General features: G+C 68.1%; 18 protein-coding genes. 11 read left to right on the forward strand and 7 right to left on the reverse strand.

Annotated elements, in window-relative coordinates:
• Window positions 1–10: 10 nt before the first annotated feature.
• Window positions 11–238 carry a hypothetical protein gene (locus RCH07_RS13730; protein ID WP_326968036.1) on the reverse strand — a complete coding sequence of 76 codons (228 nt, stop codon included), beginning with the start codon at window positions 236–238 and terminating at the stop codon, window positions 11–13.
• Window positions 239–399: 161 nt separating this feature from the next.
• On the opposite strand from RCH07_RS13730, the gene RCH07_RS13735 reads away from it, so the two are divergent.
• From RCH07_RS13735 to RCH07_RS13755, 5 genes are all read left to right on the forward strand, one after another.
• The gene (locus tag RCH07_RS13735) at window positions 400–1,470 is read left to right on the forward strand and encodes a Gfo/Idh/MocA family protein (RefSeq protein ID WP_326968037.1); all 1,071 of its coding nucleotides are present in this window, start codon (window positions 400–402) and stop codon (window positions 1,468–1,470) included.
• 897 nt (window positions 1,471–2,367) lie between these two features.
• Complete coding sequence (locus tag RCH07_RS13740; RefSeq protein ID WP_326968038.1) at window positions 2,368–3,042, forward strand: hypothetical protein; 675 nt, start codon at window positions 2,368–2,370, stop codon at window positions 3,040–3,042.
• Between the two features lie 553 nt (window positions 3,043–3,595).
• The gene (locus RCH07_RS13745) at window positions 3,596–4,738 is read left to right on the forward strand and encodes a serine/threonine-protein kinase (protein ID WP_442784832.1); all 1,143 of its coding nucleotides are present in this window, start codon (window positions 3,596–3,598) and stop codon (window positions 4,736–4,738) included.
• A complete protein-coding gene (locus RCH07_RS13750; protein WP_326968040.1) occupies window positions 4,735–5,253 on the forward strand; it encodes a mucin-associated surface protein in 519 nt (172 codons plus the stop codon). The genes RCH07_RS13745 and RCH07_RS13750 overlap by 4 nt, the downstream gene beginning before the upstream one ends.
• A gap of 446 nt (window positions 5,254–5,699) precedes the next feature.
• Window positions 5,700–6,254, forward strand: a complete 555-nt coding sequence (locus tag RCH07_RS13755; protein WP_326968041.1) for a hypothetical protein — start codon at window positions 5,700–5,702, stop codon at window positions 6,252–6,254.
• A gap of 158 nt (window positions 6,255–6,412) precedes the next feature.
• On the opposite strand, the gene RCH07_RS13760 is transcribed toward RCH07_RS13755, so the two are convergent.
• From RCH07_RS13760 to RCH07_RS13770, 3 genes are all read right to left on the reverse strand, one after another.
• Window positions 6,413–6,616 (reverse strand): hypothetical protein, encoded by a 204-nt coding sequence (locus tag RCH07_RS13760; protein ID WP_326968042.1) that lies wholly within the window; start codon window positions 6,614–6,616, stop codon window positions 6,413–6,415.
• Window positions 6,574–6,987 (reverse strand): hypothetical protein, encoded by a 414-nt coding sequence (locus RCH07_RS13765; RefSeq protein WP_326968043.1) that lies wholly within the window; start codon window positions 6,985–6,987, stop codon window positions 6,574–6,576. Before RCH07_RS13765 ends, RCH07_RS13760 begins: the two co-directional genes overlap by 43 nt.
• A gap of 140 nt (window positions 6,988–7,127) precedes the next feature.
• Entirely contained in the window at window positions 7,128–9,347 is a 2,220-nt protein-coding gene (locus tag RCH07_RS13770) for an NADP-dependent isocitrate dehydrogenase (protein WP_326968044.1), read from the reverse strand.
• Between the two features lie 248 nt (window positions 9,348–9,595).
• Here RCH07_RS13770 and RCH07_RS13775 point away from each other — a divergent pair, with 248 nt between their 5' ends.
• The gene (locus tag RCH07_RS13775) at window positions 9,596–10,606 is read left to right on the forward strand and encodes a trypsin-like serine peptidase (protein WP_326968045.1); all 1,011 of its coding nucleotides are present in this window, start codon (window positions 9,596–9,598) and stop codon (window positions 10,604–10,606) included.
• Window positions 10,607–11,020: 414 nt separating this feature from the next.
• Complete coding sequence (locus tag RCH07_RS13780; protein WP_326968046.1) at window positions 11,021–11,452, forward strand: hypothetical protein; 432 nt, start codon at window positions 11,021–11,023, stop codon at window positions 11,450–11,452.
• Here RCH07_RS13780 and RCH07_RS13785 read toward each other — a convergent pair.
• The 3 genes from RCH07_RS13785 to RCH07_RS13795 all read right to left on the reverse strand — a co-directional run bounded on the left by RCH07_RS13785 (window position 11,349) and on the right by RCH07_RS13795 (window position 15,427).
• Window positions 11,349–12,275, reverse strand: a complete 927-nt coding sequence (locus RCH07_RS13785) for a MurR/RpiR family transcriptional regulator (protein ID WP_326968047.1) — start codon at window positions 12,273–12,275, stop codon at window positions 11,349–11,351. The two genes, RCH07_RS13780 and RCH07_RS13785, sit on opposite strands and share 104 nt — an antisense overlap.
• 84 nt (window positions 12,276–12,359) lie before the next feature.
• Window positions 12,360–14,063, reverse strand: a complete 1,704-nt coding sequence (locus RCH07_RS13790) for a serine hydrolase domain-containing protein (protein WP_326968048.1) — start codon at window positions 14,061–14,063, stop codon at window positions 12,360–12,362.
• Window positions 14,060–15,427: a M20/M25/M40 family metallo-hydrolase gene (locus tag RCH07_RS13795; RefSeq protein ID WP_326968049.1), complete on the reverse strand. Its 1,368-nt coding sequence runs from the start codon at window positions 15,425–15,427 to the stop codon at window positions 14,060–14,062. Before RCH07_RS13795 ends, RCH07_RS13790 begins: the two co-directional genes overlap by 4 nt.
• Window positions 15,428–15,732: 305 nt before the next feature.
• Here RCH07_RS13795 and RCH07_RS13800 point away from each other — a divergent pair, with 305 nt between their 5' ends.
• The 4 genes from RCH07_RS13800 to RCH07_RS13815 are packed head-to-tail and all read left to right on the forward strand — an operon-like array spanning window position 15,733 to window position 21,321.
• Window positions 15,733–17,532, forward strand: coding sequence for an ABC transporter substrate-binding protein (locus tag RCH07_RS13800; protein WP_326968050.1), 1,800 nt, complete (start codon window positions 15,733–15,735; stop codon window positions 17,530–17,532).
• A gap of 2 nt (window positions 17,533–17,534) precedes the next feature.
• Complete coding sequence (locus tag RCH07_RS13805; protein WP_326968051.1) at window positions 17,535–18,650, forward strand: ABC transporter permease; 1,116 nt, start codon at window positions 17,535–17,537, stop codon at window positions 18,648–18,650.
• Window positions 18,647–19,618, forward strand: a complete 972-nt coding sequence (locus RCH07_RS13810) for an ABC transporter permease (protein ID WP_326968052.1) — start codon at window positions 18,647–18,649, stop codon at window positions 19,616–19,618. The genes RCH07_RS13805 and RCH07_RS13810 overlap by 4 nt, the downstream gene beginning before the upstream one ends.
• Window positions 19,618–21,321, forward strand: a complete 1,704-nt coding sequence (locus tag RCH07_RS13815; protein WP_326968053.1) for an ABC transporter ATP-binding protein — start codon at window positions 19,618–19,620, stop codon at window positions 21,319–21,321. The genes RCH07_RS13810 and RCH07_RS13815 overlap by 1 nt, the downstream gene beginning before the upstream one ends.
• Window positions 21,322–21,341 lie beyond the last annotated feature (20 nt).

The raw sequence follows: 21,341 nt of genomic DNA on the forward strand, positions 1-21,341 counted from the left end.
ATATCATCGTTCACCCGTCATGATTAACAGGATTCGGGGCAAAAGTCCGATTAAAACGCCGATACAGCCAAAATAAACGCGACTGTAGTACTAGGACGATCACCCCGGCAGGGAACCAGCGCGTGAAGTAGGCCTTCAGCGCGCTGCCAAGGCCCACATCTGCAATGCCCTGCGCTCTCCTAGCAGCTTTGGCCCAGCGGTCGATGGACTGGGGCAACAAGTCCTCGATCCCGCTCATCGTTCCCTCTACATAGTTGCCCTGGCACGGCTGCGGACGTCTGTGGCTGCCGCTACCGGACCTCCTGCTCAAATCCTGAACTATCCAGACGCATGAAGCAACAGGTCCGCCGGATTGACGGCAAACACGGGCACGCCCGCAGCGGGTGAGAAGATGGCTCCATGACTGCCCTCATCGCCAAGCCCTGGCTGTTCAGCCAGCCGGACCAGGATCCCCGCACCGCCACCGGCGCACCACTGCGCTGGGGCGTTATCGCCACCGGCGGCATTGCGGCGGCCGTGACCCGCGATCTTCATCTCCTGGCCGATGCCGAGCTCTACGCGGTCAGTTCCCGGACCCAGGCAGCGGCGGACGCCTTCGCCGCCGACTACGGCTTCGCCAGGGCGTATGGGGACCAGCACGGGCAGGCCGGTTACCGGCGGCTGCTCGCGGACGACGCCGTCGACGTCGTCTACGTTGCGACGCCGCACGCCCAACACCACGAGATAGCGCTGGCGGCCCTCACCGCCGGCAAGCATGTCCTCTGCGAGAAATCCTTCACCGTCAACGCCCGGGAGGCCACTGAGCTGGTGTCATTGGCCAGGGACAAGGGGCTGTTCCTGATGGAGGCGATGTGGAGCCGCTTCCTGCCGAGCATGCAGCGGGCCTTCGAGATCGCGGCCTCGGGAGAGGTGGGCCAGGTCAAGTGGATCGGCGCGGACCTGGGGTTCCCTGCACCGTATTCGCCCACCTCGCGGCTCTGGGCACCCGGGGATGGCGGCGGCGCCCTGCTGGACCTGACCGTCTATCCGTTGCTGTGGGCGCTCGGCACGCTGGGCTTCCCGCAGACCGTCAGCGCCACCGGATGGCTCAACGACGACGGCGTGGACGCCCAGAACGCACTGACCCTCGGGTATCACCACGGGGCCCAGGCGCAGCTGACCTCGTCCCTGCTGGCGCACGGCCCCCGCACGGCGACCGTGGCGGGCAGCCTCGGGTTCCTGCAGACCACCGGCTCGATCAACAACCCCAAGGAGCTCCAGGTGCGGGTCGGCTTCGATGAGCCGCGCAGCGAGCACTTCACAGTGGTGGGGCGGGGTTACAGCTACGAACTCCGCGAGGTCACCCGTTGCATCCAGCAGGGGCTCACCGAAAGCCCGGTCATGCCGCTGGAGGACTCCCTCAACACCATGCGGCTGTTCGACGGGGTCCGCGCGCAACTGGGTGTCAGCTACCCCAACGACGCCCGCTGAGCCTGCGATTCGGCGCCCGGGCGCCGCCGAATTTGGCGTACACTCTGGACTCGCCCCGGCGCGCGGACTTACCCTGTAGACAACCGTCGAGTTTCCGGGAAATGGGGTGTGCGCATGGACCCAGCATCAGTACCGTTGCGCGCGCGCCGTCCCATCCGGCGGGTGCTTCTGGGCGGCGTCGCCGGATTCGCCTGGCTGGCGCTTGCTGCGACAGCTGCCAACGCCGACGACGCCGCCACTTCAGCCCCGCTGACGGCCGACCCCGGCACGACCGTTGCGATCGCCGCGAGCCCTGCCGTCGCCCCTAACCTTGCGATCGCAGCAGCGCCGGCACCACCCGCAGCCCCGGCGGCCACCACAGCCGCGGCGGCCACCGCGGAGAGCGCTCCGGTACCCGCTCCGTCCGGATTCGCGGCCGGAGGCACGCCCTGGGCCGCTGTTCCGGTACCGACGGCGGTGACCGCGCCGGATGCCAGCCTTGTCCCGCCACCGGCGCCGCCCCTTCCGGCTCCGGATCCTGTGGTTCCCGTCCCTGTTCCTCCCGTGCCAATCCCCGTCGATCCTTCTCCGGCCCCGATCGTTCCGCCGGCCCCGAGCCCGCCACCGGCCGTTCCGCCGGCCCCGAGCCCGCCACCCGCCGTTCCGCCGGCCCCGGTGGTTCCCTCGCCGGCCCCGTCACCGACCGTGCCGCCGGCCCCGGTGGTTCCCGCGCCGAGCCCGGATCCTACGCACCCTGCTCCCCCACCGCATCCGTCGCCGTCGCCTACAGACCCGACGCCCGCACCGGTCCCCACGCTTCCCGGCCCGGACCCCGTTCCGGTTTTGCCAGCGCCTGGTCCGGGGGTTCCAGGCCCCGGACTGCCGGGCGACCCCACGTTGCCGGTTATTGACCCGGCGTTGCCCTCTGCCCCGGCCGCTCCGGACCCCACGCTGCCGGTTGGTGACCCGGCGTTGCCCGCCGACCCCACGCTGCCAATTGGCGACCCGGCGCTGCCGGCGCCCGGACTCGTTGTCATTGCGCCGGCTAATCCCACAACGCCTCCACTGGAATTGGCCCTCGACCGGCCCCTGGCCGGCGCCGTAACCGTGCCATTCCCGGTGGCGGTAGGCGCGTCGGACTCCGGAGCCCCCGAAGACTACGAGGTGGTAAGTGAGCCGGTTGCGATTGAACAGCCGGCCGATCCCTATGCCCGCAAGCTTGGCTCCGGGTACGCCTTGATGCCAGAGCCTTCCACCGATCGACCGGGAGATGCCCCACAGCCCCCAAGCCCGCCCGGTGCGGCCCCGCCGGCTGTCCCCGCCCCTGGAACCGCGGAGACCACAACGCCCAGCGGCCAGGGCGACCCGGGCCCCTTGCCCGGAGGGACAGGTCTGCCCGCTCCGAATGCCCTGCCGCCGGCTCCCGGCTCGGGCTCCGGCAATATGAACTCCGCCAACGGTCCCTCGGGTGCAGTCGCCTGGATCCCCAGCCTCTACCTGGTCATCCCCACGGCCGGCGACGACCCCATCCGCGGCCCGCTGCAGCACCAGCACTCAGCCGTCTCAGCCGACCCCGGCTCATCTCCTGACTAGTTAGCCGTCTCTGCCCTCCACAGAGCACGGCCAATCGGGCTGCCTTGGGCGCCCGCCGACAGTCAATCAGGAGATTCCCCAATGGACACCACCGTCCGCGACCCATTTTTTGGCACCCCAATTTCCCACGCCCCCATCGCCCCGGGTCTGACGCTGTCTGCGCCTTCTCCGCAGCTTCCAACGCCGTCCCGGCGCACCCTGACGGCCAGCCCTCCATCGAAGCGAAAATCATCGCTGCAACACGAGGCCCACCCGCCCTAGTGAAGCCAGTCGCTCCCGTTGAGGTCCCCTGACCGCCGGAGCGAAGTCGTTGGGTCCGCTGGGGGACTCAACGGCATTCACTGACTCCGGCGGCTACCCGCCCACGGCGCGGCCTGCTGATTCAGGTTGCGCCGTGAGGGCGGCGGATACCCATCCCGGTATCATTCTTGAGTGACGCCACTGTGGCGCACGGGGAAGGGACGGGTACAACGTGGACATTTCGCCCAATAACGTCACGTCCGAGCTGTTGAGCGGACGCTATCAGCTGGGCGAATTGATCGGCCGGGGCGGCATGGCGTCGGTGTATACCGCCCGGGACTTAAATCTCGGCCGTCACGTGGCCCTCAAACTCTTCGCACCACAGTCAGCTGATCCTGACGAGCTCAGGCGCCAGGAAGCGGAGATTCAACTCCTGGCGACCCTGAATCATCCCAGTCTCGTGACACTCTTCGATGCCGGGACGGACACCCGGATCCCCGAGGAACCCCGGCCGTTCCTGACCATGGAACTGGTGGACGGACAAGACCTCAGGGTGCGGATCCGGCACAGCCCGTTGCCTCTCAACGAGGTGGCAGTCATCGGTGCTGGTGTGGCTGACGGCCTGGCTTATGTTCATTCGCTGGGCATCATCCACCGGGACATCAAACCGGCCAATATCCTGTTGGTTCCGGTCCGCCCCGGCGAACCGCTGCGGCCAAAACTCACCGACTTCGGGATTGCCCGGATCATGGATGGAACCCGGCTCACAGCGACCGGCACCATGGTGGGGACCGCCGCCTATCTGAGCCCGGAGCAGGCACGGGGCGCCGATCTTGGCCCGGCCAGCGACACCTACTCGCTGGGGCTCGTGCTGCTCGAATGCATCAAGGGCGAGATCGAATACCCGGGCAGCGCGGTGGAATCTGCCGTGGCCCGGCTGCATCGGGCCCCGACGGTTCCGGCCGCTGTGCCCGCTGAATGGGCCCGGCTGATTCGGGCGATGACAGCCTTGGAGCCGTCGGACCGGCCGGCGGCTGCTGACCTGGCGGTGGCGTTGCGCCACGCTCTGATCTCCTCCGCGTCGCTTCCTGGCGTGCTGGCCGCAGAGCGCACCCGGGTACTACCCGCACCGCCTTCCGGGCCCCCGCGGCTGGCCAACGCCACGACGAAGGCCGACGCCGGAACGCGTGCCCTACACCAATTGGACCCCGATGCGGTGACCCCGGCCCGGACGGGCCGGGGCTCCTTCGTGGCCCGCCCGCTCGCGCACCTCCGGCAGACCGGCCGCCGGGCCAGAATCGTGGTGATGCTGGCTATTCTTGCCGTCGTTGCCGCGGGAATCGCCGTCACAATCGCGGCCGCCGCGCCGCCGGCACCCGCCGTCGTAACCTATCCCGCCGTGACCGGAAGCCTGGGCGAACGCCTCGCACAACTGCAAGAGAGTGTGGAACCATGACTCGAATCTCAGCGCCCCGGGGCAACGGGACCCGCACCGGACAAGCGGCAGCAAAGCTCGCAGGATGCCTGCTTGGCACCGCACTGCTCACCGGCACTCTGGCAGGCTGCGGCACCCCCGCTCCCGAGCTGGGCCGCGACGCGGCCCAGCAGCTTCAATCCCAGGTCTTTGCGGTCACCGAGGCCGCGGCGGCCAATGACCCGGCCGGTTCCCTCAGGCTCCTCGACGGGCTCGTGGAGAGGCTGGACGCGGCTGCCGCCAGCGGGGACGTGTCCTTCAAGCGCCACCAGAGCATCAGGGCATCAATCGACGCCGTCCGCGCGGATCTGACGGCCCAGCAGGCCGCCGCCGAGGCGGCCCGGGTGACCGCAGAACAGGAAGCGGCGGCGCAGGCCGCGGCCGCGGCGGCGGCCGCTTCGGCCGCGACGCCGGCACCGGTAGCGCCGGAACCCGTCCCGGTCGACAACGGCAAGGCCAAAGGCAAGGGCCAAGACAGAGACAAAAGCGACGACTAGCACTGGGTTTCGGTCGGCTCTGGAGACGTCCTGGCCGCGCTGATGCGTCCGGGTTCAGGGACATGCCCCGCGCTGGGGCCAGCGGATGGACATGGTGCCACTATGCCCAGTCCCGGGCGCGAAGAATGAGCATGTCCCCCGCGGACCGGAAAGGACCAGGCCCCGATAAACCGCCGGCAAAGCAGCGAAAATCGCCACCAGCACTGGGTACCATTCGGCGCCGGGGAGGTCCTGGCCGCGCTGATGCTTCCGGGCAATGCCGGTGCCAACAGCGCAGACCAGCACAAGGTGTTGGGCAGGCCTCAGCGCGTTCAACCTCTATGCGAAGCTCGGTTCTATCTGCCGAAAGAGCCCTAAAGCGCTGAAGCACCCGGTCAATCCGGCGTCGTGTCATGTGTTCATCTTCGGGCTGAGGCAGGGGAAAACCTGCTGGTAGAGTTGCAAGCGTGACCTTGTTTTACCGAGCTATTAAGCAGGGCGTTTATCAAATCTTTCATTTGCGATCCGAACGACCTCTAAGCCGACAGGACGCATCTAGCAGAATTTCCGCATTCGTCTACGGGGACATTCTGATTCTTGCTGCTCTAATTGCGTTATACCCCGAGGATTTACTCGGTCTGAAAGCAGTAAGCTATATCGTCGGAACCGGTGTATCGACCTATTTTGCCCATGTCTTGGCGCAATCCATCGGGTCCTCAGTGGAAACTGACGATCACCCCCTGGGCGGGCACCTGCGGCAGGAAGTGTGGCACGCTGCACCAATCGCTTCGGCAGCGCTGGGTCCAACATTATTCATGGTGGCTGCTTTGTTGGGCTGGATCGGTCCGGACTTAGCTCTTCAGCTGGCAATCCTGGTGACAGTGATTCGGCTCGCCGGACTGGGATGGGTTGTTGGACACCTTCGGGGAGAGCGCGTATCAGTGCGGACCCTCCTGCTGGGCATCATCCTGGCAGTGTTGTGCGTAGCTGCTGCCCTACTCAAAACGGTAGCAACCGATTGAACAGAGCCTGGATCTCTCGCAACACCGGTCTGCGGCGGGACTCAGATGCTCGGGGCCAGCGCCCAGGCCGACTGGCGCGAGATCGCGGGTGCCGACCCCGCTCCGGCGCGAGGAGCCTCGTGGGATCCTTCCGCGTCCCAGGCGGCCCAGTGTCCGGTCTATGCCCCCGTCGCCGGAAACCTGTCCCGGGCCTGGTGGGTTGCGAGGAATCCGGTCAGCTGCGCAACGACGTCGGCCGGGCCGGGTCCGACAGCTACGCCCGCTGCGTCCAGCGGGATGCTCGACCGTTCCAGGCAGGTGAAGGCAGGCCCCCAGCCGCCTATTGCCTTAGTGTGCCGGAACGTCCCGGAAAGCAGCAACACAACTCTCGGGTCAACCGTCGCCCCGGCTCACCGGCCTTGGCGTCCCTACCCTGCGCGGCGTCCGGAGCCGGCGCGCCGGAACCTGCCACCAGCACAGCATCGAACTCGGTCGATCGGGCCGCGAGGTAGCTCCGCCGGACCGGGATCCCGCCGTCGGGCCCGCCGAGAAAACCTCCGGTCGGGGCGATCACGAGCGGGACGATTCCGGCCGCGTCGAGGGCGGCCCGCGCGGTCCGAACGGAGTCCAGATCGCTGTCCTCATCGGCGATGATGCCCACCACCTGACCGGCCACCGGCCAGGAACCACCCAGCGGCGGCCGTCTGCCGCCTCCGCCGAAGCTAAGCTTGCTTAGCACCTTAGTCGGCAGCATCCGCACAGACAACAGAAACCCGGAAACCGGAAACCGGGCCAGAAAAAGACCGGACCAGAAAAGACCGAACGGCGCCCTGGACATTTCCGGAGCGCCGTTCGTTGTGCCACACCGCCGGTGGGATGCCGGCTCAGCGTGAGCTACCCCAGCATGGACAGCACTTCGCGGAACTTCGCGGAGGGGCGCATCACGGCGGTGATCTTGGCTTCGTCCGGGCGGTAGTAGCCGCCCAGATCAACCGGGGATCCCTGCACGGCGAGGAGCTCACCGACGATTGTCTCCTCGCCGGCGTCCAGCGCGCCGGAGACCGCAGCGAAGGCGGCGGCCAGCCCGGCGTCGTCGCTCTGGCGGGAGAGCTCCTGGGCCCAGAACTTGGCGAGGTAGAAGTGGCTTCCGCGGTTGTCGAGCTCGCCGGCCTTGCGCTTCGGTGACTTGTTTTCCAGCAGGAAGGTGCCGGTGGCGCGGTCCAGGGTGTCCGCCAGGACCTGGGCGCGGGCATTGCCGGTGGAGGTGGCGAGGTGTTCGAAGCTCACGGCCAGGGCGAGGAACTCGCCCAGGCTGTCCCAGCGCAGGTGGTTTTCCTTCAGCAGCTGCTGGACGTGCTTCGGGGCTGACCCGCCGGCGCCGGTTTCGAAGAGGCCGCCGCCGTTGATCAGCGGGACCACGGAGAGCATCTTGGCGCTGGTGCCGAGTTCGAGGATCGGGAACAGGTCCGTGAGGTAGTCGCGCAGCACGTTGCCGGTCACCGAGATGGTGTCCTCGCCCTTGCGGATCCGCTCCAGGGTGAAGGCCGTGGCCTCATTCGGGGACATGATTTCGATCTGCAGGCCCTCGGTGTCGTAGTCCTTGAGGTATTCCTCGACCTTGGCGATCATCCGGGCGTCGTGGGCGCGGCCTTTGTCCAGCCAGAACACGGCCGGCATGGCGGCGGCGCGGGCACGGGTAACAGCCAGCTTGACCCAGTCGCGGATCGGCACATCCTTGGTCTGGCAGGCACGCCAGATGTCGCCCGGGGCCACCTGGTGGTCGATCAGGACGGTGCCGGCGGCGTCGACAACCTGCACGGTACCGGCGGACGGGATTTCGAAGGTCTTATCGTGGCTGCCGTATTCCTCGGCGGCCTGGGCCATCAGGCCGACGTTCGGGACGGTGCCCATGGTGGTCGGGTCAAAGGCTCCGTGGGCGCGGCAGTCGTCAATGACTACCTGGTAGATCCCGGCGTAGCTGCTGTCCGGGAGGACGGCGAGCGTGTCTGCTTCCTGTCCGTCACGGCCCCACATGTGCCCGGAGCTGCGGATCATGGCCGGCATGGAGGCGTCGACGATCACGTCGGAGGGCACGTGCAGGTTGGTAATGCCCTTGTCGGAATCGACCATGGCCAGCTCGGGGCCGTCGTTCAGGCCCTTCTTGATGGCCGTCTCCACGTCGCCGCGAATCTCTTCCGGGAGCTCCTCGAGTCCGTTCAGGATCGAGGCCAGGCCGTTGTTGGGGCTCAGCCCGGCGGCGGCGATCTGGGCGCCGTAACTGTCGAAGAGCTCGGAGAAGTACGCCGTGACGACGTGGCCGAAGATGATCGGGTCCGAGACCTTCATCATGGTGGCCTTGAGGTGGGCGGAGAACAGCACACCCTCTTCCTTGGCGCGGGCAACCTGGGCGGCGAGGAACGTGTCCAGCGCGGCGGCGCGCATCACGGTGCCGTCGATAACCTCGCCGGCGAGGACGGGGAAGGCCCGCTTGAGGACCTTGACCGTGCCGTCGTCCTTGACCAGCTGGATTTTGAGGGTGCCGTCGGCTTCGATGACCACGGACTTCTCGTTCGAGGCAAAGTCATCGCCGTCCATGGTGGCCACGTTGGTCTGGGACGCAGAGGTCCAGGCGCCCATGCTGTGCGGGTTCTGGCGGGCGTACGCCTTGACCGAGAGCGGGGCGCGGCGGTCAGAGTTGCCCTCGCGCAGCACCGGGTTGACGGCGGAGCCCTTGATCTTGTCGAAGCGGGAGCGGACGTCCGTCTCCACGTCGGAGGAGGGGTTGTCCGGGTAGTCCGGCAGCGCATAGCCTTTGTCCTGGAGCTCCGCGATGGCGGCCTTGAGCTGCGGCGTCGAGGCGCTGATGTTTGGCAGCTTGATGATGTTGGCTTCGGGGTTTTTCACGAGGGTGCCCAGCTCGGCCAGGGCGTCGCCAATGTGCTGGTCCTCGGTGAGGTAGTCGCCGAACGCGGCGATGATGCGGCCGGCCAGCGAAATGTCGCGGGTTTCCACTTCCACACCGGCCGTCGCAGCGAAGGCTTCGACTATCGGCAAGAACGAATAGGTGGCCAGCATCGGCGCTTCGTCGGTGTGGGTATAGATAATCTTTGCCATTGCTCGGGCGTCTCCCTGAAGGTCTGGGTATTTGCGGAATTTCGTGTTAGCTCAGCACCTCTAACTTACCCGAGGGACCCCGGTTGCCCCCTACCGGCGTCGGACGCCCGGGACCAGATGACCCTGCAATATCTTATGACAGTAATTGACAACTTGCTTTACAGATCAGTCAAACTGCAGTAGGTTCGTTTCCATGACGGCGGCCACCTACCGGTGACCGCCCCCGCTTTCCACCGGTTAGGACAACCATGAGAACACCCAAGACTCTGGCCACCGCCCTCCTCAGTCTCTCGGCAGCGGCGCTGTTGGCGCTGAGCGCCGCGGGCGCAGCAACGGCGGCCCCGGCGCCCGGCAATGCACCGGCGGACCCCTCGGGTGTCACCAGCCATACCGTCGTCGAGACCGGCACGGCCGGCTACTGGACCGAAGAGCGGATGCGGAACGCCATCCCCGGCGATGTCCTGGCAGAGAAGGCCATGAAGCGCAACAACAACTCCAAGGCGGCCCAGAACCGTGCAGTAGACGCCGGGGCACCCAGCACCGTTGAGGCTGCGGCACCGTCACTGCAGGCCAAGCCGGCCCAGCCGATCCAGCCGATGGCGAATGCGAGCGAATCCCCCGTCAAGCACATCGGCAAGGTCTTCTTCACCCTGGGCGGCGCCAACTATGTCTGCTCCGGCAACTCCATCTCCTCCGGCAACAAGAGCACCGTCTCGACGGCGGGCCACTGCATCAACGAGGGCCCCGGCGCCTTCGCCACCAAGTGGACCTTTGTCCCCGCCTACCTGAACGGCGCCGCACCCTACGGCCAGTGGACGGCCAAGAGTCTCTACGCCCCCACCCAGTGGAGCTCCGCCGGCAACATGGCGTACGACACCGGCTTCGCCGTTATGTCAACGCTCAACGGCCGGAACCTCTCCGACGTGGTGGGCGCCTCCGGCGCGCGGTTCAACGCCGCCCGCGGCCTGAGCTACAAGGCATTCGGCTACCCCGCGGGGGCCCCGTTCAACGGTGAGTCGCTCAAGAGCTGCACCGGCACCGCCACGAACGATCCCAACAACTCCTCCTTCATGACCCAGGGCATCCCCTGCAACATGACCGGTGGATCCTCAGGCGGCCCGTGGTTCATCGGCTCCAGCTCCACGGGATACCAGAATTCCGTCAACAGCTACGGCTACGGCAGCAACTCCACCTCGATGTACGGACCCTACTGGGGTTCGGTCATCCAGCAGACCTACAACTCGGCGGCCGCTGCCTAGCCCCTTCCCCACCCCCTAAGGCAACGCGGGGTCACTTGCGGCCCATTCCACCCCGTGGGATGGGCCGCAAGTGACCCCGCGTTGCTCCTTTTTTCACGGCGCGCCAATCCACCACGGGAGATGCCCTCCGATCCCGTCAGTAGGGTGGGTCCATGACGACCCGGGACGACATCCACACCTCCGAGACATTGGCCAGCGCCGACCGAAGGCCTGCCGGGGCCGAACTCGAGCGCCTCGTCAACGCGGTCATCTGGCCCGGCTTCTCCGGCCGCACCGTGCCACAGTGCCGCGTCATCCCGGCCCACCCAACCGGCTCCCGACTGGGACAGGATCGCCGCCGAAGCCTGTACATTCAGCCATCCGACGTCTGCGGGGCCGGACCGCCCGATTGCCCTGCCGGAACACACCCGCGAGGTGTTGCTGGTCGATGCCAGGGGCGGCCACCATCAGGCCGCGGGCCGCACCCCGGACTTCTTCGCCGCGGCATTGGCGGAGTTCGTCGCTGTGACGCGGCTGCCTGCGTCAGCCCTGCACCGCATCGACGACCAGACCGCCGTCCCGGCCGGCGACGCACCGGGGCGTGCCGTCGTCGTGCTGGTGGGGAGCCTCGCCGAAGCCAGTCCGGGGCTCGCAGCGGCCGAAGCCGCCCAGGCCATGCCCGGGGCGGTCTGTATCAACACCGGGATCAGCGGGTCCGTGGACCCGCCGCTGCCCACCGTCAACTGCTTCGGCTATTCCCGGGTTACAACGCGTGCCGTGGCGCTGATTCTCGCCGCGGACCTTGTTCCCTGCGTGGGCCTGGTTCCCTGCGCGGATCCGGCCGCCCCCGCACCGCTTCGCGGGTAGTTTCGAGCGCTTCCAGCGTGGACTCGTAGCTCAGGCGTGCCACGCTGACGAACAGGCAATCCACTACCGAGAGCTGCGCAATCCGGGAGACCATCGCGCCCGAGCGGAACGCCGTCTCACGCACCACGGTGAACAGGCTGAGGTCCGCCTCCTGCACGATCGGCGAGCCCGCGGCGTTGCTGACGGCTACGGTAGTGGCCCCCGATGCCCTGGCCCGGCGGAGGAATTCCAGGGTTTCACGGGTCCGGCCGCTGTGCGAAAACGCAATGGCCACATCGTCCGGTCCCATCAGCGCGGCTCCCATCAGCGCGTCGTGCTGGTCGCGGAAGGAAACCGCCGACCGCCGGATCCGGAAGAGCTTGTAGCGGAGATCGTCCGCGACGATGGCTCCGGCGCCCACCCCGTAGATGAGCGTGACCGGGGCGGCGTTGATCTTCTCCGCGACCGCCTCGAGGACGCCCAGGTCCAGCCCGTCCAGTGTCTCCTGGATGCCCATCATCTCGGTGTACCTGACCTTGGCGACGGCGTCGCCAAGGGAATCCTCCGGCCGGATGTCTTCGCCGAAATTCCGTCCCGTGCTGCCGGCGGTGTGCTCCCGGCCAAGTTCTGTGGCCATCGCCATGCGCAGCTGGGAGTAGCCGCTGAATCCGATCGCCCGGCAGAACCGCACCACGGAGGGCTCCGAGGTGCTGCACAGGACGGCGAGGTCGGAAATCGTATGGCTCACCACGAGCCCCGGATCGGCCACGATGACATCGGCCACGCGCCTGGCGGCAGGCGCGAGCGTGGGCAGGAGCGAGTGGATGGTGGACTGGATACTCACGAAGAGGTTCCCTCCGGTGCGGGGCCGAGGTGACGTTTGCCTGGCCGGTTGCCTCTGTGCCGGCCGGACAGCGCTTCCGGCATTCTATGCCGACGCGGGAGCCACCGCACTGGCCGCCGCACCGCCCGGCTCTGGGGCGGCCGAGGACGGCGCAAACGCGAAGCTGAGTTCCTGGACCCTGGGGTGTGCTTCGGGCGTCATGGACAGCGCGCATTTGAGCGCGCCGCGTGTGCCCGGCATCAGCCACTCGAGCCGAGCGGCCGTCGCGCTGAAGCCCGCATCGCGGGGGACGCGCTGCAGCGGACCGGCGTCGGCGAGCGCCTCCTCGAGCCGGCGGCGGCGGTCCGCCAGCGGTTCGTCCAGCTCCACGTTTCCGGCGAAAATGGAGCGGCCAAGCTCATCGTGCCAGGACAGCACCAGGCGTTCGACGACGGCGCGCGCGGCCAGGACTTCGGCCCACGGAACCACCCCCGCGGCCCTCCCGGGCACCGTCCCCGCCACATTCTGAGCCGATGCCCCGGGCACCGTCCCCGCCGCCGTCCCGGGCACATTCCCCGGCGCAGTCCCGAACGGCGCCTGAAGCGCGTCGGCCAGCACACCGCGGACCAGCGCGCCGACCTTCGCATAGCTGGCGTTCTCGAACCCGATCACGGCGGTTCGGCTGGCCGGGTGCCAGGTCATATGCGAGCTGAACCCGGGATAACCGCCCGAATGGCCAACGATCAGCCCCCGCCGGGGATCTTCCAGGATCCGCAGCCCGAAGCCGTACCCGCCGACGCCGGTCCCGGCAGGTTGCCCGGTGTCGCCGCCGTCCGCCCCCGCGGGTTCGAGCGTCTCCGGCCCGGCAACCCGGTGCAGCTGCTGCATTTCGCGTCGGCTCGCCCGGTTCAGGGGCTGCCCGGCGGCCTCGCCACCGCCCGTGAACCCGTCGGCGAGCCACTCCGCCCAGCGTCCGAGGTCCGCCAGGGTGCTGAACAGCCCGCCGATCGCCGAGAACGCGCCGGGCGTGCTAAACGGCTGCACCTCCCACGCGGAGCCACGCCGGCAATACCCGCGCGCGACTCCCCCGGCCGCGGGGACCCCCGCGTCAAACCCTGTGCTCCGCAGCCCCAGCGGCGCCAGGAGTTCCGCCCGGACAAAGTCGGTGTATTCCCGGCCCGAGACCGCCGAGATCACGGCGCCCAGCATGGCGTAGCCCAGGTTCGAGTATTCGTAGGCCGTTCCAGGTGTCCGGACCAGCCGCACCCCGGCGCCGAGCAGCGCCTGCAACCCCGCAAAGGACATCGATTCCAGCCGGTCGGCCCAGGGGTCGTCGGCGGGCAGTCCGCCGGACATGGTCAGCAGCATCCGCAGGGTCAGCGGACCGCTGGACATGTCCTCCCCCGGCCCGAGCAGGCGAAGGTACGGGAGGTGCTCCGCCACCCCGCTGTCTAAGTCCAGCATTCCCCGGTCGCGCAGGATCAGGACGGCGGCGGCCGTGAACGACTTGGTGCAGGAGGCGATCCTGAATGCGGTGTCCGCCTGCGGCGTCCGGCCGGCGCTGCCTCTGCCGCCATCGACGAATCTGCCGTCACCGACGCCGCCGCTGCCGCTCTCCGACTCGATGGTGCCGTGCAAGGCCGTCGCGGTCAGTGTCCCGCCGCGAAAGACGCCGACGGCGAGCGCGGGCGCCGTTTCCGCGGCCAGCCGGTCCGCCACCCGGGCATCGAAGCGGGCATCGAACCCGGCGAGCCGGTCCGTCAGCCGAGCTTCCAGCCGTACGTCGAACCCAGCCAGTCCGGCCCTCATACGTTTTCCAGGAAATCCTGCAGCACCAGTTGCCCGCTGCGGACGCTGGCCACCGGAACACGCTCATCCACGCCATGCACACCCTCGACGGTGCGCCGCTGCGGGTCGGCACCCAGCGGCGAGAACCCGAAGCAGGATATCCCGAGCGGGGCGAAGGCTTTGGCATCGGTCCCGCCGCCCATGCAGTAAGGCACCACGACGGCGGCCGGGTCATGCCGCAGCAGCGCGTCCCGCATGGACCCGAACCAGTGCGAATCCGCATCCGACTGGGTGGGCGACTGGTGCGAGAGGAACTCGCGGGAGATTCCCGGCCCCAGCAGCGCGTCGATGGCCGCCATCGTGGAGTCCTCGGTGCCCGGCAGGCAGCGGATGTCGATGTCCGCCTCGGCCACGCCGGGAATCACGTTGACTTTGTACCCGGCCCGGAGCACGGTGGGGGTCGATGAGCACCGGATGGTCACCCCCGCCACGGTCCCGGCCTCGCCCATCGCGTTGATCGCCGCGTTCACCCCGGACTCTGTTTCAAGATCGGCATCGTGGCCCAGTGCCCTGGTGGTCTGCTCAATGTAGGACCGCACCGCGGGGGTCAGCGTGAGCGGCCAGTTATGGTTTCCCACCCGGTCGAGCGCGGAAATCAGGGTCTTGACGGCGTTTTCCGGCACGGGCCGGGAGCCGTGGCCGGAGTTCCCTTCGGCACGGACCCGCAGGTGCAGGGTTCCGCGCTCCGCCACCGCAACCGGGTACAGCCGCACCGGCGCGCCGTCGGCAGCGGTCAGTTCCATAGCGTGCCCGCCGGATTCGCCGATGGCCGCCCCGATCCCCTCGAACAGTTCAGGATGTTCGGCGACGAGCCAGAGGGCGCCGTGCTCGCCTTTGTCCTCCTCATCCGCGACGAAGGCCACGACGACGTCGCGCTGCGGCTGGGTGCCCGCCTCAGCCCACTGCAGCAGCGTGGCCAGGGTCATGGCCACCATGTCCTTCATGTCCGCGGCGCCCCGGCCGTGGATGTAGCCGTCCTCGATCACGCCGGAAAACGGGTCACGGCTCCACTGCTCCGGTTCGGCCGGGACGACGTCGAGGTGGGCATGGACCAGAAGACCCGGCAGTGTCCGGTCCCGGCCTTCCACCCGGACCACCACCGAACTGCGTTCCGCCGACGGCCCCAGCAGGGCGGGGCTGTAGCCCGCGGCCTCAAGCCGGAAGGCGATGAATTCCGCGCACTCCCGTTCGCCGGCGCTCCTGCCCTCGCCGTGGTTGGTCGTATCGAAACGGATCAGCCGTGCGCACAGCGCCGCCGCATCAAGGGCCGGCACGCTGGCCCCCTCGAGCGTCGGAGCAGTGGTGGTCGGCGAATCAATAGTCACGGTTGGATCTCCTTCAGTGGTTTTCTGCCCATCACGGCTATAGGGTGAGCGTAAGTGAATTGCATCACGTTATCCAATGTGGTAATTCATTTACACGCTGGCTGCATCCGGGATGCAACTCCCGGATGCCTTGAAGCCGTCCCACGCACCACGGCGGCAGGCGCCAGCCGCCAGCCGCCAGCCGCCATCAGACGTACTGGTCACAGCACCAAACGGATCAGAGAACCAAAAAGGGGAACGCGATGTCACCGACTCGGACTGCCACACCGACAACATCACCGCGGCAGCGGAAGAAACCGTCCGGGGTGCGCCTGCCCGCGCTCCTGGCTGCCGCCGTCGTCGTACTGGCCCCGGCCGTGATGGCCGTACCGGCAACGGCCACCGGCTCCACAGCGGGCGGCACCACCCTCAAGCTCGCCCTGACCGGGGACATCGACTCGCTGAACCCGTTCAAGGCGATCCTCGCCAGCAGCACCGGCATCCTCGCCCTGCAATACCAGTCCCTGGTGGCCTACGGGCCCAAGAACAACGAGGACGTCCCCAACATGGCGGACACCTGGGAAACCTCCACTGACGGCAAGGTCTGGACCTTCCATCTGCCCAGGGACCGCAAATGGTCCGACGGCCAGCCGATCACCGCCAACGACGGCGCCTGGACGTTCAACGCCATCCAGACGAACGATCAGCTCAAGCAGGCCAACGGCTCGCTGCTGTCCTCCGTCGCCTCGGTGGAAGCCAGGGACGACGAGACCCTGGTCATCACGCTCAAGGCACCGCAGGCACCGAACCCGGGTACCCAGCTGCCCATCATGCCCCAACACGTCTGGTCCAAGGTGGAGAACCCGGCCACGTTCGCCAACGACAAGGCCACGGTGGGATCCGGCCCCTTCACGGTCACCAGCTACGACAAGGCCGCCGGCGTCACGATGAAGTCCAACCCCTACTATTGGCAGGGCAAGGCCAAGGTGGACGCCATTACGTACGCGCCCTATAAGAACAGCGACGCCGCCGTCCAGGCCCTCAAGACCGGCGAAGTGGACCTCATCAGCGGCCTGACCCCGGCCCAGTACAAGGCGCTGCAGAACCAGCCCGGCATCACCACCAACGCCGGCACCGGCCGCCGCTACCAGGCCATCGGCATCAACCCGGGCACCCAGACCCCGGAGAACACCCCGATCGGTGACGGCAGCACGGCCCTGCACGACGTCGAGCTGCGCCGCGCGATCGTGATGGCGGTGGACAACAAGACCCTCCTGGAAAAGGTGCTCCAGGGCCTCGGCCAGGAAGCCACCGGCGAGGTTCCGGCCGCGTACCCGCAGTACAACTGGGACACCACGGACCTTCCGCTCAAGTACAACCCGAAGGCCGCCAACGAGCTGCTCGATAAGGCCGGCTACGCCAAGGGCGCCGACGGCATCCGCCTGGACAAGGCCGGCAACCCGCTCAAGCTGCGCCTGATGGGCCGCAACACCGACCCGGCCCACCAGCAGATGGCTGACTATGTCAAGCCGTGGCTGAAGGAAATCGGCGTCGAGGTCACCACGGTGATGAAGTCCTCCGCCCAGGTCAACGATGATTCCACGGTGGGCAACTACGACCTCTACTTCACCGGCTGGGGCATGGGACCGGACCCGGACTTCCAGCTCTCCATCAACACCTGCGCCTCCCGCCCCAACGCCGACGGCACCGGCGCCACGTCGGAGAACAACTATTGCTCCCCCGAGTTCGACGCCCTGTTCAAGAAGCAGCACGAGGAACTGGACCAGAACAAGCGCAGCGGCCTGGTCAAACAGTCCCAGGAAATGATCTACAACGCCGCCGTCAACAACGTGATGTACTACGCCAACACGCTCGAGGCATACCGCTCGGACAAATTCGAGCCGTTCGTCACCCAGCCCAGCAAGGGCGGCGTCATCACCGGCCAGAACGGGCCGTGGGGCTACTACAGTGCCACCCCCGTCGGCCTGAAAACCAGCACGACGGCGGAAGCCTCCGCCGGTTTCAACCCCGCCCTGGTGATCGTTCCCGTCGTCGTCCTGGCCCTGGCGGCTGGCGGCTATCTGCTGTACCGCCGCCGCAACGCCACCGCAGGAGACCGCGAGTAACAATGGATTCAACGCTCAGTGACCCCGCACCGGGGGCGGCCGCTCCCGGCACGGTGCCCGCGCCGGACCCTGCCGCGGGCCGGGCACCCGATTCCGCCGCCGGAACACCGGCACCGCAGAAGGACACGGACGAACCCCGCCGCGGGGGTTCCTGGCTGCGCTACGCCGGCGCCAAAGCCGGCGGCGCGGCGGTGTCCCTCGTGATGGTGGTGGTCCTCGGCTTCTTCGCCTTCCGTATCCTGCCGGGCGACCCCGTCCGTTCGCTTGCGGACGGCCGGCAGGTCACGCCGGAACAGATGGACATCCTGCGCCGGCAGTACGGCCTGGACCAGCCGCTCCCGGCGCAGTTCTGGCGCTACCTGACGGACCTGTTCCAGGGCCAACTGGGCGATTCCTACACGTACAACCGGCCGGTGATGGAGCTGATCCTGGACCGGATCGGCCCCACCCTGCTGCTCACCGGCACCGCCGCCGCACTGTCCGTCGTCCTGGGCCTTTGGCTGGGGCAGCGGGCGGCGTGGCGGCGCGGCAGCGCCTTTGACAAGACCCAGACCGGGCTTGCGCTGATTTTCTGGTCCGTGCCCACCTTCTGGCTGGGCCTGCTGATGCTGTTGGTCTTCGCCGGCGGCCTGCACTGGTTCCCCACCGGCGGCATGGTGACGGCGGGCGTGCCGGCCACCGGCTTCGGCTACGTCTGGGATGTTGCACGGCACATGGTCCTGCCTGTCCTGACCATGGTCGCCGTCGTCTACGCCCAGTACCTTATGGTGATGCGCGCCTCCCTGCTGGAGGAGATGAGCGCCGACTACCTCGTCACCGCCCGCGCCAAGGGCCTGCGAGAGGACGAGGTGCGCCGCAAACATGCCGTCCCCAATGCCCTGCTGCCCACCGTGACGCTGATCTTCCTGACCCTCGGCGGACTGGTCGGCGGAGCCGTGACGGTGGAGACCGTCTTCTCCTGGCCGGGCCTGGGCTACCTGACCTTCCAGGCCCTGTCCGCGCCGGACTTCCCGCTGCTGCAGGGGACCTTCGTTGTCTTCTCCTCGATTGTGATCATCATGAATTTCTTCGCCGACATCGTCTACCGCATCCTCGACCCCCGGCTGCGTGCGTCATGAGTCCTTCCGCGCGGACGACGCCGGACCAGCCGCCGTCGTCCGACGCCAGCCGGAGTACCGACGTCGGCCGGCGTACCGGCGCGGGCCGGCGCAGCGTGGCCACCGCCCGCCGGATCCAGCGCGCCGGCGAGGTCTGGGCCGAATTTGCGGCCAACCGGGCCGGGCTGACCGGGCTGATCCTGCTCGCCGCCGTCATCCTCCTGGCGTTCCTGGCCCCGGTGCTGGCGCCGGAGGACACGCTCAACGTCACCCGGATCACCTCCGCCCAGAATGAGGCCCCCACCTGGGCCAACGCGCTGGGCACCGACCCCGCCGGTCGCTCCGTGCTGGCGATGCTCGTCTGGGGCGCCCGGATCTCGCTGCTGGTCGGCTTCGCTGCCACCACCGTATCCATGGTGATCGGCACCGTGGTGGGCATGGCCGCCGGACACTTCACCGGCGTCACGCAGGGTGTGCTGATGCGCATCATCGACTTCTTCCTCGTGGTGCCCAGCCTGGTGCTGGCGATCGTGCTGTCCTCGGTGATCGGCCCCGGCGTCGCCACGATTGTGATCGCCATCGGCATCACCTCCTGGGCCGGCACGGCACGCCTGGTCCGCGCCCAGACCCTCAGCGTGGAATCCCGCGCCTACATCGAGCGCAGCTGGGCGCTCGGCGCCTCCGACGCGCACATCATCGGAAAACACGTGCTGCCCGCCGTTATGCCGCTGGTCCTGGCCAACACCACGCTCACGGTCGGCTCGGCCATCATCGCCGAATCGACGCTGTCCTTCCTCGGCATGGGAGACCCCGGGCAGATCTCCTGGGGCTCCATGCTCAAGACCGCCCTCGACACCGGCGCCGCGACCGGCGGGTACTGGTGGTTCGTGCTGAGCCCCGGCATCGCGATCGTCCTGGTTGTGCTGTGCTTCACGCTGGTGGGCCGGGCCTTCGAATCAGTCATCAACCCCACCCTGAGAGGCCGCTAATGCCGCGTCTTGAATTCAAGGACCTCCGCGTCACCTACGCGACCCAGGGTGAGGACGGCCCCGGCACGCTGACCGCGGTCGACGGCGTTAATCTGGTCGTCGAGCCCGGCTCAACGCTGGGCCTGGCCGGCGAGTCCGGCTGCGGGAAATCCACCCTGGCAATGTCTGTACTCCGCCTGCTGCCCTCCAATGCGAGGATCGAAGGCAGCATCCTGCTCGGCGGGGAGAACGTCCAGGACCTCAGCTGGGGGCGCCTGCGCACGGTCCGCTGGACCGAGGCATCCATCGTTTTCCAGGGCGCCATGCATTCGCTCAACCCGGTCCGGAAGGTCCGCGAGCAGATCACCGAGGCGTTGCGGATCCATGCGAAATCGCTCCCCTACCGGGACGACGCCGCCCGGGACGCCCGGGTGGCCGAACTGCTGGACCTGGTGGACCTCTCCCCGGCCAAAGGCGGCTCCTACCCGCACGAACTCTCCGGCGGGCAGAAGCAGCGCGTGATGATCGCGATGGCGCTGGCCTGCGACCCGGAACTGATCATCGCCGATGAGCCGACCACTGCCCTGGACGTCATTGTGCAGGCGCAGGTCCTCAACGTGCTGACCGCGCTGGTGGCCTCCCGCGGGCTGTCGCTCATTATGATCAGCCACGACCTCTCCGTGCTGGCCGCCACCTGCGAACGGATCGTTGTGATGCAGCAGGGCAGGATCGTGGAGGACGGACCCTCCGCCGAGGTCATGCGCAATCCGCAGCACCCGCACACGAAGGCACTGGCCTCCGCCTTCCCCCTGATCGGGGACCCGGCGTCGCGGCTGCGGCTGCCCGCCTACACGGCACCGGACGCCCCCGCGGCCACACCGGCCGAAAAGGCAGGCGCCTTTAACGCCCCGGATCCGGACGATGTGGTGCTCGAGGCCAGGAACCTGTCCGTGACCTTCGCCGGCCGCGGCGGCAACGTCAAGGCCGTCGACTCGGTCAACCTGGTGTGCGGGCGGGGTGAGATCGTGGCCCTCGTCGGCCAGTCAGGCTCCGGCAAAACCACGCTGGCCCGGGCCATGCTGGCCCTGCAGCGCCCCACGTCGGGCGAGGTGCTCTTCGAGGGCAAGGCCCTGTCCCGGCAGCGGAAGGCCCTCAAGGACTACCGCCGCAGCGTTCAGTTTGTGCTGCAGGATCCGTCCGCGGCCCTGAACCCGAAACACTCGGTCTACGAGGCTGTCGCCGAGGGCCCGCGGCTGCACAAGCTGCCGGGCAACGAGCGGGACATCGTCACGGCGGCGCTGCGGAAGGCGGAACTGAACCCGCCGGAGCGCTTCCTGGCCGCCATCCCGCAGGAGCTCTCCGGCGGCCAGCGCCAGCGCGTTGTTATTGCCGGGGCCCTGGCCCTGGAGCCGGAATTCCTGGTGGCCGACGAACCGGTGGCCAGCCTGGACGCTTCGGTCCGGGCCGAAATCCTGGCCCTGCTGCTCCGGTTGCGCTGCGAACTGGGCCTGGGCGCCCTGGTGATCACCCATGACCTTGGCCTGGCGTGGAACATCGCCGACCGCGTGGTGGTGATGTTCGAGGGCCGGATCGTCGAGGAGGGGCCGGTGGAAGAGGTGCTGCTCAACCCGCAGCACCTCTACACCCGGAAGCTGCTCAGCGTGGTGCCCACGAACAACGTCGTCGAGGACGATGCGTCCGTCGCTATCGGCGCCGGCGCATGACGGCGGGGCACCCACGGGAC

Origin of the sequence: Arthrobacter sp. CG_A4 (assembly GCF_035985125.1) — a bacterium.
Lineage (GTDB): Bacteria > Actinomycetota > Actinomycetes > Actinomycetales > Micrococcaceae > Arthrobacter.